11 protein-coding genes are annotated in these 11,633 nt (G+C 73.5%); 3 read left to right on the top strand and 8 right to left on the bottom strand.

The window, feature by feature from the left end:
- Positions 1–11: 11 nt before the first annotated feature.
- From Aau02nite_RS33445 to Aau02nite_RS33430, 4 genes are all read right to left on the bottom strand, one after another.
- Complete coding sequence (locus Aau02nite_RS33445; protein ID WP_212992609.1) at positions 12–1,331, bottom strand: FtsX-like permease family protein; 1,320 nt, start codon at positions 1,329–1,331, stop codon at positions 12–14.
- On the bottom strand, positions 1,328–2,050 hold the full coding sequence (locus Aau02nite_RS33440) for an ABC transporter ATP-binding protein (RefSeq protein ID WP_246595624.1): 723 nt from the start codon (positions 2,048–2,050) through the stop codon (positions 1,328–1,330). The genes Aau02nite_RS33445 and Aau02nite_RS33440 overlap by 4 nt, the downstream gene beginning before the upstream one ends.
- Before the next feature lie 86 nt (positions 2,051–2,136).
- Complete coding sequence (locus Aau02nite_RS33435) at positions 2,137–2,715, bottom strand: hypothetical protein (protein WP_212992607.1); 579 nt, start codon at positions 2,713–2,715, stop codon at positions 2,137–2,139.
- Between the two features lie 27 nt (positions 2,716–2,742).
- On the bottom strand, positions 2,743–3,411 hold the full coding sequence (locus Aau02nite_RS33430; RefSeq protein ID WP_212992606.1) for a SanA/YdcF family protein: 669 nt from the start codon (positions 3,409–3,411) through the stop codon (positions 2,743–2,745).
- A 56-nt stretch (positions 3,412–3,467) separates the two neighbouring features.
- Here Aau02nite_RS33430 and Aau02nite_RS33425 point away from each other — a divergent pair, with 56 nt between their 5' ends.
- Positions 3,468–4,193 carry a GNAT family N-acetyltransferase gene (locus tag Aau02nite_RS33425; protein WP_246595623.1) on the top strand — a complete coding sequence of 242 codons (726 nt, stop codon included), beginning with the start codon at positions 3,468–3,470 and terminating at the stop codon, positions 4,191–4,193.
- 10 nt (positions 4,194–4,203) lie between these two features.
- Here Aau02nite_RS33425 and Aau02nite_RS33420 read toward each other — a convergent pair whose 3' ends face one another.
- Together Aau02nite_RS33420 and Aau02nite_RS33415 are read right to left on the bottom strand one after the other, a co-directional pair.
- Positions 4,204–5,049: an NAD-dependent epimerase/dehydratase family protein gene (locus Aau02nite_RS33420; protein WP_212992605.1), complete on the bottom strand. Its 846-nt coding sequence runs from the start codon at positions 5,047–5,049 to the stop codon at positions 4,204–4,206.
- Between the two features lie 67 nt (positions 5,050–5,116).
- Positions 5,117–6,130 (bottom strand): LacI family DNA-binding transcriptional regulator, encoded by a 1,014-nt coding sequence (locus Aau02nite_RS33415; RefSeq protein WP_212992604.1) that lies wholly within the window; start codon positions 6,128–6,130, stop codon positions 5,117–5,119.
- Positions 6,131–6,211: 81 nt separating this feature from the next.
- Here Aau02nite_RS33415 and Aau02nite_RS33410 point away from each other — a divergent pair, with 81 nt between their 5' ends.
- Positions 6,212–6,748: a DUF6434 domain-containing protein gene (locus tag Aau02nite_RS33410; RefSeq protein WP_212992603.1), complete on the top strand. Its 537-nt coding sequence runs from the start codon at positions 6,212–6,214 to the stop codon at positions 6,746–6,748.
- A 1-nt stretch (position 6,749) separates the two neighbouring features.
- Here Aau02nite_RS33410 and Aau02nite_RS47530 read toward each other — a convergent pair whose 3' ends face one another.
- Entirely contained in the window at positions 6,750–8,105 is a 1,356-nt protein-coding gene (locus tag Aau02nite_RS47530; protein ID WP_212992602.1) for a reverse transcriptase family protein, read from the bottom strand.
- Positions 8,106–8,219: 114 nt separating this feature from the next.
- Positions 8,220–10,502, bottom strand: a complete 2,283-nt coding sequence (locus Aau02nite_RS33400; protein WP_212992601.1) for an exo-beta-d-1,3/1,6-glucosidase — start codon at positions 10,500–10,502, stop codon at positions 8,220–8,222.
- Positions 10,503–10,922: 420 nt separating this feature from the next.
- Here Aau02nite_RS33400 and Aau02nite_RS33395 point away from each other — a divergent pair, with 420 nt between their 5' ends.
- On the top strand, positions 10,923–11,627 hold the full coding sequence (locus tag Aau02nite_RS33395; RefSeq protein ID WP_212992600.1) for a GAP family protein: 705 nt from the start codon (positions 10,923–10,925) through the stop codon (positions 11,625–11,627).
- Positions 11,628–11,633: the final 6 nt, after the last annotated feature.

Here is an 11,633-nt window from a genome sequence, read left to right as displayed (position 1 = left end):
CCGCAGCCGGGTCATCCGACCACCTCGATCGGTGGGCGGCGCATCGCCAGGGCGGCGGGCAGGGCGGTTCCCGCCAGGACCAGCGCCGTCGTCCCCAGGACGCCGGTGAGCAGCCAGCTCGCCGGGACCCACGGCGTCCACGTGCCCAGGGCGGTGTGCAGCAGCGGCAGCGTCGTCGTCGCGGCCACCGCTGCGCCGACCACCAGCGCTGTCCCGGTCACCAGCAGAGCCTCGCAGACCACGACCGCCAGCGCGCGCCTGCGGGTCGCTCCGGCGAGCTGGGTGACCGCCAGGTCCCGGCGGCGGGACAGGACCACCGTGACCAGGGTGTTGACCGCGGCCACGGCGGCGAAGGCGGCGTAGACCGAGGTGCCGGAATACTCCAGCCAGCGGTCCGCGGCCGCCGGGGCCGTTCCGGTCGTGTGTTCCGTGGTCTTCAGGATGATGACTTTGACGGCGGTGAAGGCGATGGCCAGGGTGAGCGGCACCAGGGCGCTGGACAATGCCTTGGCCTGGACGGCGATGGTGTCGCCGGCCAGCCGGCCGGTGTCACCGAACAGCCTGCCGGCGAGGGCGGCGACCCGGAGCAGGGCCGGCCCCAGCAGGCCGGCGCCGACGCAGAGGGCCAGCATCACCAGCAGGCCCAGCGAGTCGGTGGTTTCCGCGTCCAGATCGGCGATCGTGATCGACAGGACCGTTCCCCCCGTCACCAGGATCAGCCCGGCGACCGTGCGGAGACCGCCGATGCGCCTGCGCGGTGCCGCCGTCTCGGCCAGGGCCACGGCCGGGCGCATCCGGGACGGGCGGATCGCCGCGATCAGGGCGCCGGCCAGGGAGGTTCCCACCGTGACGGCCAGGGCGATGGGCAGCGCCGCCGGGTGGGGGTGGAAGGTGACCGTGGCCGGGGCGAGGTCGTGGGTCACGACGCCGCCGATCCACGTCCGGCCGCCGAGGGTGCCCAGCGGCACCCCGAGCAGTGTGGCGGGGACCGCGACGATCGCCGCCTGGGCGGCCACCGCGCGGCGGACCCGGCCGGGGGTGGCGCCGATAGCGCGGACCAGGGCGATGTCGCGGGCCTGCTGCGCGATCGTGGCCGCCATGGTCACGCCGACGATGATGATCGACAGGTAGATCGCGATCATCACGAAGATGATCGCGATCTCGGTGAGGCCGCTGTCGGTCAGCGCCTGCCGGGCCGCGGCGTCCAGCGGGGCCCGGCCGAACGAGGTGGTGATCCCGAGCCCGGCCGTGACCAGCGCCGCGGCCAGCAGCTGGGTGGAGAACGGCCCGAGGAACGACCACGGGCCGGCCCGCAACGCCTGCCGGATCATGCCGCCACCGCCGTGGAGACCGCGCGGAGCCGGTCGGCGATGGCCGGGGCGTCCGGGGTGGCCGCGTCCGTGGCCACGGTGCCCGCGCGCAGCAGCACCAGCCGGTCGCTCCAGGCCGCCGCGACCGGGTCGTGGGTGACCATCAGTACGGTCACCCCGTCCCGGTCGACCGCGCGGCGCAGCAGGCCGAGGATCTGGCCGCCGGTCGTCGGGTCGAGCGCCCCCGTGGGCTCGTCCGCGAAGATGACCGACGGGCCGGTGACCAGGGCCCGGGCGATCGCCACGCGCTGGCGCTGGCCGCCGGAGAGCTCGCCCACCGGACGGGACCCGGTGCCCTGCAGCCCGACCGCCGCCAGCACCTCGTCGATGCCGCGCCGGCGCGGGCCGCCGAGCCGGCCGGGCAGCGCCAGATTCTGCCGCACGGTCAGCTCGGAGAGCAGGTTGTAGGACTGGAAGACGAAGCCGACCCGGTCGCGCCGCCACCGGGTCAGGGGTCGCTCCCGCAGCCGGCTGATCTCGCGGCCGGCCAGCCGGACCGAGCCCGAGCTGGGCCGGTCGAGTCCGGCGGCGCAGTGCAGCAGCGTGCTCTTGCCCGACCCGGTCGCCCCCATGACCGCGACGAACTCGCCGGCGCCCACGGACAGGCTGACCTGTTGCAGGGCCACGATCCCGCGGGGGAAGGTGCGGGCGACGTCCTTGAGCTCCAAGACCGGTTCCATGCCGTCCAGCCTGGCCGCCGGAAGCGCCGGGGACATCGGTGCTGGCCCCCGCTAGGGGGTGCGGATAACCGCACCCCGGCGCGCGGTCAGGGCAGGAACTGCTGCTCGATCTTCGTCACTTCGCCCTGCTTGACGGTGAACCAGAACAGGGTGCCCTTGAGCAGATTGCCGAAGTGTTGCTCCACGGCCGACACCGCGATGGCCTCCTCGGTCCCCGGGCCCGTCGCTCCGACGACCGTGACCTGGATGCCCTGGGACAGCGGGAGTCTGCGCAGCTTGGTGTTGTCGTTGACGATGAAGTAGTCGTTGTCCGGCGAGTCCTGCTCGGAGTCGGGGTACTTCTTCTGCCACGCCGCCGCGGCGGCGTCCCCGGTGAGGAACTCCACGAGGTCCATGGACACGGTCTCGCCGGCCACCTTGGCGATGAAGCCGGGCCAGCGGCCGTCGGCCAGCAGCACTGCCGGCTTCTCCGAGGTCGCCGTCGCGATGGGAGAGACGGTCGTCTCCGGTGCCGGGCCGTCACCGAACTGGGCGGTGGATCCGGGTACGGCGGCCGGCGCGGCCGGGGGCTTCTCCTCCGCCGACTGCTGCGAGCAGGCGGCGAGGGTGAGCACGGTGACGGCGAGGCCGGTGGCGGCGAGCAGTCGGGGCAGGCGTGACGGCATGAGCAGAAGATCCCACACCCGTGCCACTCACCCGGTGTTCAGGGCCGCCTCGATGCCCGGCTCCCGCGGGCCGAGGAAGACCGGGTCACGGCCGGACAGGACGTCGGCGAGGGCCTTGACCACCGCACCACGTTCGCGGAGCACACTGTTGCGCCAGGGCTCGCGGTAGATCCGGACGGTGTCGTCGCCCACCCCGCTCGCGTCGACGCCCAGCCGGCGGCACAGGGCCACCGCGCGGTCGATGTGGTAGCTCTGGGTCACCACGATGGCGGCGCTGACCCCGAACACCTTCCGGGCCCGGGCGCACGAGTCGTACGTGTCGAAGCCCGCGTGGTCCAGCACGATCCGCTGGCTCGGCACGCCCCGGTCGACCAGCCACTGGAACATCGCCCCGGGCTCGTTGTAACCCCAGTCCATGTGGTCGCCGGAGACCAGGATCGCGCGCACCTTGCCGGCGCGGAGCAGCTGGCGGGCGATCTCCAGCCGCGCCGCCAGGAACGGTGAGGGCCGGCCGTCGGGGTACACCTTGGCGCCGAGCACCAGTGCCACCGGGGCCGCGGGCGCTGCTGCCACGGTGTGGACGTGGCCGCGTGCCTCGGCGCGTACCCAGAGATCGCCGGCCGCCATGGTCAGAACCGCCGCCGCCACGCTCAGCGCACCCGCCACGACGCCGCGCCGGAACCAGACCCTCATCATGCCGGTGACGATGCCAACAGGCGTCAAGGGCGGCGTACGGGGCATCATGGCCGGTGATGATCGCCCTGGACCGGATCTCCGCCGACGACGACCCGCTGCTGCTGTGGACGGCGCAGGACATGCGTACCGGGGCCCGGGCCTGGGCTCTCGGTGACGCCGCCGCCGTCGCCTGCCGGGACGTCTCCCGCCGCGACCGGCTGGCGCTGCGCGGCAGCCCCGCTGACGTCGCCGAACTGGTGCGGCGCATCCGGGCGCAGGTCGCCGGCTTCAACCCGGTCGGGGACGCGGCGCTCATCGACGCTCTCACCGGACGGGTCGAGGGGTGCGAGCTGGTGGCCCGGTTCGGCTGGATGGACACGACCACCCCGGCGCCCGCGCCGGTGCGGGTCGCCGGCGAGCCGCGCTGGCTCGCCGACGCCGAGATCCCCGAGGTCACCGCACTGCTGGGGGCCGAGCACCCGGGTTCGTGGGCCCGGCCCGGCGACTCCGGGGTACGGCGCTGGGCCGGCCTGCGCGACGCCACCGGGCAGTTGCAGGCCGTGGCGGCCGACGCCTGGTCCGTACCGCAGATCGGTTTTGTCGCCGGCGTGGCGACCCGGGCCCGCACCCGCGGGCAGGGCCTGGGCACGACGCTCTGTGCCTTTCTGACCGACGAGCTGATCAAGGACCGGGACCGGGTCGCGCTGCTGGTCGACCGGGACAACGTCGCGGCGATCCGGACCTACGAGAAGCTGGGCTACCGGATGCGCCCGATCGCGGCAGCCCGGCTCCGCACGCCGTGAGATCCGGCCGTCACGACACCGTGTCGCGCCAGCTGTGCTCCGGCTCGTAGCCCAGGACCCGGCGGGCCTTGTCGATCGAGAGCAGCGTCTCGTGCTCCCCGAGCTCCTTGGTCACCGGTACGCCGGGAAAGACCTCCGCCGCCAGCGAGGCACTCGACCGGCTCATCACGGTGTCGGCGTTGGCGATGACGAAGACCTCCACGCCGGGCGTCCCGTACGCCAGCGCCTTGCGCACCGCCTGTGCTCCGTCGCGGGCGTCGATGTAGCCCCACAGGTTCCAGCTGCGGCTGCGCGGATCGGCGTCGAACGACGGGAACTCCGCGTAGTCCTCGGGGTCCATCACGTTGGAGAAGCGCAGCCCGATCATCGTCAGCTCGGGGTTCCACCGGCAGAACTGCGCGGCCATCGTCTCCTCGAGGTGCTTGACCAGCGAGTACGTCGACTCCGGGCGGGCCGGATACTCCTCGTCCACCGGGATGTACGGCGGCGGCGTGGTGAACGGCAGCCCGAGCACGGTCTCGCTGGACGCCCACACCACGTTGGTGATCCCGGCCAGCCGCGCCGCCGAGAAGACGTTGTAGGTGGCCGTGATGTTGTTCTGGAACGTCGCCGCGTTCGGGATCAGGCCCGGCGCCGGGATCGCCGCCAGGTGCACCACCGCGTCGATCTTGTCGTAGCGGTCGTCGATGGCGGTGAGCGCCTCGACGGTCTGCCCGTAGTCGGTCAGGTCGATCTTCAGGGCCGGGCGCGGGGCCGCGACGTCGAGGTTGACCACCTCGTTGCCGTGCGCGGCCAGGTCCGCGAGCACCGCCCGGCCCAGCTTGCCGCTTCCGCCGGTCACCGCGATCCGGGTCATGTCATTCCTCTCGCCAGCTGCTTGCGATCATCTTGCCCGCCGGACGGGGAACGAACCGGATGTGCGGTCAGCGTGGCGGGGCCGTGCTGCCCCGGGTGGTCAGGTGGGCGGCGCTGCCCTCGGCGCTGTCCACCTTTTCGCCGTCGATCACCTTGAGCAGCTGGCGGGCCGCCTGCGCGCCGTACCCGGGGATGTCCCGGCTCAGGGTGGTCAGCGGCGGGTGCACCAGGCTGCACAGCAGCGAGTCGTCCCAGGCCACGATGGACAGGTCGGCCGGCACGGACAGGCCCATCTCCTGGGCCGCGGCGAGGCCGGCCACCGCCATGACGTCGTTGTCATAGATGATCGCGGTGGGCCGGTCGGTGCCGATCAGCAGGCGCCGGGTGGCCCGGCCGCCTTCCTCACCGGTGTAGTCCGCCTGCGCGGTGACCGCGTCGGGCAGGCCGAGCGTCCGGCACGCCTCGACGAAGGCGCGGGTCCGCTCGTGGGTGTGCAGCAGGCTGGTGAGCCCGCTCACCCGGGCGATCCGGCGGTGGCCCAGCGCGGCGAGGTAGCGCACGGCCTCGGTCATCGAGCCGGTGTCGTCGGACCAGAGCTGCGGGATCGTGCCGGTGTCGGCCGGACCGCCCAGGATCACGGCCGGCAGCTCGAGCTCCTGCAGCACCGGGATGCGGACGTCGTCCTCGCGCAGGTCGGTGAGGATCACGCCGTCGATGCGCCGCTCGCCCCACCAGCGCCGGTAGACCTCGACCTCCTCCTCGGGGGTCGAGACCACCTGCAGGGTCAGCGCGTAGGAGCGGCTCGCCAGCTCCTGCTCGAAGCCGCTGATCAGGCCCATGAACCAGGGCTCGACGCCGAGGATCTTGGCCGGCCGGCACGGGGCCAGGCCGACGGCGTTCGCGCTCGCCCGCGACAGCGCGCGGGCCGCGTTGCTGGGGCTGAAACCGATGTCCCGGGCGACGGCGAGGATGCGCTCGCGGGTGCTGTCCGAGACTCCTGGCTGGCCGTTCAGCGCGTACGACACCGCGCCTTTCGAGACGCCGGCATGCCGCGCGACATCGGCGATCGTAGGCCGCTTCACTCACTCTCCCGGGGTCGCCGTCAGCTTACCGGCGTCGACCGGCGCAGCGGAATGTCGTACCCGCCGGACACAATCGCGGGCATGACCGAGCACCGACCCGCGCTGTCACCCGCGCTGTCCGGCGCCGAGCTGACCCGGTGGTATTGGACCCTGGCGGAGCTCACGGCACTGGCCCGGACGCTGGGCGTGCCGCGCGGTGGGGGCAAGGCCGCGCTGGCTGACCGGCTGGCCGCCGCCCTGGACGGCGCGGCGCCTTCCGCGCCGGTGCCGCGGGCCCCGGCGGGCCGTCAGCTGACGGCGCCGGTGTCGGCCGACACGATCATTCCGCCCGGCCAGCGGTGCAGCCAGCTGCTCCGCGACTTCTTCCGGCAGCAGATCGGCCCGGGCTTCACCTTCGACGAGTTCATGCGGGCTTTCGTCGCCGACGGGGCGGGACAGACGCTGGGCGCCGCGGTGGCCCATTGGCACGCCACCCGGGCGCAGGCGGCGCAGCAGCGGCCGATCGGTGCGCAGTTCGAGCTCAACGCGTTTCTGCGGCAGTGGCGGCTCGACCATCCCGGCGCCGGCCGCCAGGACGCCCTGGCGGCCTGGCGTCAGCACCGATCCCAGCCCCGGTAGGTCACTGCCGGTCGGCGGCGACGGCCGACCGGAGCAGGCTGTGCAGCTTCGCGGCGCGGGTGGGATGGCGGTGGGCCATCCAGGCGACCCGGCCGGCCAGGTGGGCGGCGAAATCCGGATGACCCTCCCGGTTGGCGGCGGCCAGCCCGTGCCGGCCGGCGTTGTGCAGGACCGCCCGCAGCCGGTCGTAGTCCTCGCGGGCCACGGCCGGTCGTGCGTTGACCACCAGGCCGGCCAGCAGCTGACGGTCTCCCTGCCGGCGGACCCGGGTCTTGCCGGGATGCGTCCGGAAACCCTCCTCGGTCACGATGGCGCGCACGTACGAGATCAGGTCGCCGACCCGGCGGTCGCCCACCGTGCCGGAGAAGGCCAGGTCGTCGGCGTAGCGGGAGTAGTGCAGGCCGAAGCGGTCGGCCAGGCCGGTCAGCCGCCGGTCCAGCCGGAACGCGCACAGGTTGGCCAGCGCGGGCGAGGTCGGCGCGCCCTGCGGCAGGTGGGGCCGGCGCAGCAACGCCGCGCGCGTGGCGTCGGGAGCGTCACGCAGCACGTGCGCCGGCGTCCGGGTGGTGGTCAGGGCGGTCAGCGTGTGGGCCACCGGCTCCGGATAGCCGGCCTGGCGGAACACCGCGTACACCCGGGCGGCCGTGATGCTGGAGAAGAACGCCCGCAGGTCCAGGCTGACCAGCACCTCCTGCCCGGTGTGCGAGGCCGCGAAGGTGTGCACGCCGCGCCCGGGCACGAAGCCGTGGACCCGCTCGTGCACCGGCATCCCGGCGAGGACCTCGGCCAGCAGCCGCCGCTGCAGGTCGCGCAGCATCGGCTTGGGCGCCTCGATCAGCCGGTGCGGCAGCCAGGTGTAGCGGTAGTGGCGCAGGCGTTCGTCGCGGGCGTACCGGTTGATCTCCCGCCGGTCGGCGAACCAGTCCATCATGTCGCCGTCGAGGGACAGGAAATCGGCCAGGGCCCCCAGGTCGTCGATGGCTGGTGCCGGCCAGCGCATCCGGGTGGTCCTGGTCGGCGCGACCAGGCGGTGCCGGACGACCGTGCGGTGCGCGCCCAGGCGCCCGCTCGCGGCGAGGAAGCCGGCCAGCTCCCGCGGCCGGTCGCCGGGTGCCTCCCGGTACGCCCGGAGCACCGCGTCCACCGCCGGACGCACCCAGCGTGCCCGCCGTCCGAAGACCACCCAGGCCGCCCGGAGCAGCGCCGCCCGCCGCCACGACGTGGTCAGCAGAGCGTCGGCCAGCGCCGTCGCGTCCCGCCCGACGGTGGTGGCAGCGTGCCCCGACGATGCCCGGTCGTGCCTGCGCCGAGCTGCGCGAAGCGCAGAGGCGCGCCGGCGATGCGCTGCGGTGGTCAATCCTGCGCCCTCGGGGTTACCCCGAAGAAACCCTCGTCGCGCCGCGGGCGGCGCGCGACGGTCAGCTCGGGACACGCTGCCATCACGGCAGCATAGAACCCCGCCGCCAGCGGGTCAGCCGATGCTGAAGCGGGCGCTGAGCAGGCTCTCCGGCCGGGAGCTGGGGCCCACCAGCAGGTCGAAGTCGCCGGGCTCGACGACCCGGCGGGCGTCGGCGGTGACCAGCGAGCAGTCGGCCGCAGCCAGCTCGAGGGCGACCGTGACACTCTCGCCCGCGGGCACCAGCACCTGCCGGTACGCCTTCAGCTCCCGCGCCGCCCAGGTGACACTGGTGACCAGGTCGCTGATGTAGACCTGCACGGTCTCCAGCGCCGGCCGCGTACCGGTGTTGGTGAGCCGGACACTCGCCCGGACCGTGCCGTCGGCGCTCACCCGCGGCTGGGCGATCGTCAGGTCGGCGTACTCGATCGTGGTGTAGCTCAGGCCCTCGCCGAAGGCGAACAGCGGGTCCTGGGTCAGGTCCGCGTAGCGGGTGCCGTGCTGCCCGCGGATCTGGTTGTAGTAGACCGGCTGCTGACCGACGTGCCGGGCCGCCGACAGCGGCATCCGCCCGGTCGGCTCGACCAGCCCGAACACCAGCTCGGCCAGGGCCCGGCCGCCGCGCATGCCGGGGTTGAACGCCTGCACGATCGCGGCCGAGGCCAGCGCGGACGGCGGCAGCGCGGCCGGCTTGGAGTTCAGCAGCACCAGCACCACCGGGGTGTCGAGCTCCGCGAGCGCGTCCAGCAGCGCGATCTGACCGCCCTGCAGCTCCAGCGTCGCGGTGGACTTGCTCTCCCCGGTCAGCGCGACGGTGTCACCGACCACGACGATCGCGTAGTCGGCGGCGCGCGCGGTGGCCACGGCCTCGGCGATGAGCGCGGGGTCGGCGGTGGCGGGCTCGGAGATCGGCGGCCGCGGCTGCCCGTCCGGGTACGTCGCGCCGGCCGGGTCCGGCACCAGCCGCTCGATCTCGGCACCCAGGGCGGTGGTGATGGTCCAGCCGGCCGGAGCGACGGACCGGAAGCCGTCGAGCACCGTCTCGATCAGCTCGCGGGGCTGGCCGTCGGGCATCCAGTCGACCTGGCCGGAGGCGCCGGCCCAGTCGCCCAGCTGGGACTGCGGGGCGTCCGCGTTCGGGCCGATGACCGCGACGGTCCGGGCGCCGGTGGCACCCGACGCGCGGCCGTCCGCGCCGGCGACCAGGCCACCGGCCAGCGGCAGCGTGCCGTCGTTGCGCAGCAGCACCAGCGAGCGGCGGGCGATCTCGAGGTTGAGCGCGGCGTGGTCGCGGTGGCCGATCACGGCCGCCTGCCGTACGGCGTCGGGGGCCCGCGGGTTCTCGAAGAGGCCGAACTCGAACTTGAGCCGCAGGATCCGCCGGACCGCCGCGTCGATCTCGTCCTCGCTGATCCGGCCCTGCTCGACGGCGGTCTGCGCGCCCTCGAAGAAGCCCGGGGTGGTCATCACCAGGTCGTTGCCCGCCCGCACGGCCTGCGCGGCCGCGTCGACCAGGTCGGCGCAGACCTTCTGCTCCCAGACCATCCGGCCGACGTTGTCCCAGTCGGTGACCAGCGTGCCGGTGAAGCCCCACTCCTGCTTGAGCACGTCGTTGAGCAGCCACCGGTTGAGGGTGATCGGCACGCCGTCCATCGACTGGTAGCCGAGCATGAAGGTGGCACAGCCCTCGCGGGCGACCCGCTCGAACGGCGGCAGGAACCAGGAGCGCAGCTTGCGCGGGCTCAGGTCGGCCTCGCTGGCGTCGCGCCCGCCCTGGGTCTCGGAGTAGCCGGCGAAGTGCTTGGCCGAGGCCAGCACGGCGGTCGGGTCGCTCAGGCCGTCGCCCTGGTAGCCGCGGACCATCGCGGCGCCCAGCTCCCCGATCAGGAACGGATCCTCGCCGAAAGTTTCGTCCACCCGGCCCCAGCGCAGGTCCCGGGTGATGCACAGCACGGGGGAGAAGGTCCAGTGGATGCCGGTCGCCGAGACCTCGACGGCCGTGGTCCGGGCCACCCGCTCGACCAGTCCCGCGTCCCAGCTGGCGGCCATGGCGAGCTGGGTCGGGAAGACCGTCGCGCCGGGCCAGAAGCCGTGCCCGTGGATGCAGTCCTCGGCGGTGATCAGCGGAATGCCCAGCCGGGTGCCCGCGGCCAGGTCGATCGCCTCGAGCATGCGCTGCGGCGAGGCGTGCAGGATCGAGCCGGCGAGCCGGGTGCTGACCGCGTCCTTGAGGTCGCCGCGCGCGTCGAGCTGCAGCATCTGGCCGACCTTCTCGGCCAGGGTCATCCGGCCGAGCAGATCCTCGACCCGCTGCTCGACGGGCAGCGAGGGATCACGGTACGGGTCCGCAGCGGCCACGAGGTTTCCTCCGAAACGCAACACATCGGTAAGCGTCCGGAAGTGTCGCACAGCCCGGAACCGGTACCGGCGACCCCAGGGGTCGTATCTTCGGTCAATCGGTACCGGAACCGGAGCTACCGCCGTCAACCCGTGCGTACGGTCAGGCGTCGTTGTCGCTGCTGTCCACGCTCGGGACCTCGATCCCCGCCGCGTCGACGGCGTCCAGGCGGGCCCCGGCGGCCTCCCGGATGCGGAGCAGATCTTCGTCAGCCATGGGTGCAGTCATACCCGCGAGCCTCGCCACCCGTCCACCGGCGATCGGTCAGCGCCACCAGTCTGGCCTGGTCGTCCGGCCACTGCTTGACGTCGGCGCACTGGTCGCGGCCCCGGTCCCGGACGGGCGCACCCGGACAGCCCGTGGCACCTAGAGTCCGTGCGATGGAGTGGACTCTCGTCGCCGCCCTGGCGGGCCTGGCCCTGGTCGACAGCACGAGCGTCGGGACGCTGCTCATTCCGTTGTGGATGATGCTCGAGCCGAAGCTGCGGGTGCGGCAGTTCTTCGTCTATCTCGCCACGGTCGCGGGGTTCTACTTCGTCGTCGGGCTGGTCCTGATCACCGGCGCGGGCTCGCTGCGCGGCCTGCTCGACGGCAACGACGTCGTCGCCTGGGTCCAGCTCGTCGCCGGGGTCGCGCTCGTGCTGCTCAGCTTCTACTTCGAGCCCAAGCGCGTGCGGCGCCGCCGGGCCCGCCGCGGCGGGACGGATCCCACGACGCGCTGGCAGGCCAGGCTGTCGACCGCTGAGGCCTCCCCGCGGGCGATGGCCGGGCTGGGCGTCACCGCCGCGGGCATCGAGGTGCTGTCGATGGTGCCGTACCTGGCGGCGATCGGTCTGCTGACGGCGGCGGACGTGGGGGCACCCGGGCGAGTGGCGCTGCTCACCGGATACGTCGTCGTGATGGTGCTGCCCGCGCTGCTGCTGCTCGGCGTGCGTACCGCCCTGGGCAGCCGGATCGAGCGACCGTTGCAGCTGGTCAGCGCCTGGATGTCCCGGCACCTGGACGGGGCACTGGGCTGGGTGCTGGCGATCATCGGGGTGCTGCTGGCCCAGGACGCGGTGTCGCGGCTGCACCTGTTCGGGTGAGGGCGC

The sequence above is a fragment of the Actinoplanes auranticolor genome (assembly GCF_018332655.1).
Taxonomy (GTDB): Bacteria; Actinomycetota; Actinomycetes; order Mycobacteriales; family Micromonosporaceae; genus Actinoplanes; species Actinoplanes auranticolor.
Note: the sequence above shows the minus strand (reverse complement) of the source record. Positions and strands in the feature narration are given on the sequence as shown.

Coding starts and splice junctions, on each gene's coding strand:
- Aau02nite_RS33445 (WP_212992609.1), bottom strand. CDS start 1,331: ATGATCCGGCAGGCGTTGCGGGCCGGCCCGTGGTCGTTCCTCGGGCCG.
- Aau02nite_RS33440 (WP_246595624.1), bottom strand. CDS start 2,050: ATGGAACCGGTCTTGGAGCTCAAGGACGTCGCCCGCACCTTCCCCCGC.
- Aau02nite_RS33435 (WP_212992607.1), bottom strand. CDS start 2,715: ATGCCGTCACGCCTGCCCCGACTGCTCGCCGCCACCGGCCTCGCCGTC.
- Aau02nite_RS33430 (WP_212992606.1), bottom strand. CDS start 3,411: ATGATGAGGGTCTGGTTCCGGCGCGGCGTCGTGGCGGGTGCGCTGAGC.
- Aau02nite_RS33425 (WP_246595623.1), top strand. CDS start 3,468: ATGATCGCCCTGGACCGGATCTCCGCCGACGACGACCCGCTGCTGCTG.
- Aau02nite_RS33420 (WP_212992605.1), bottom strand. CDS start 5,049: ATGACCCGGATCGCGGTGACCGGCGGAAGCGGCAAGCTGGGCCGGGCG.
- Aau02nite_RS33410 (WP_212992603.1), top strand. CDS start 6,212: ATGACCGAGCACCGACCCGCGCTGTCACCCGCGCTGTCCGGCGCCGAG.
- Aau02nite_RS33395 (WP_212992600.1), top strand. CDS start 10,923: ATGGAGTGGACTCTCGTCGCCGCCCTGGCGGGCCTGGCCCTGGTCGAC.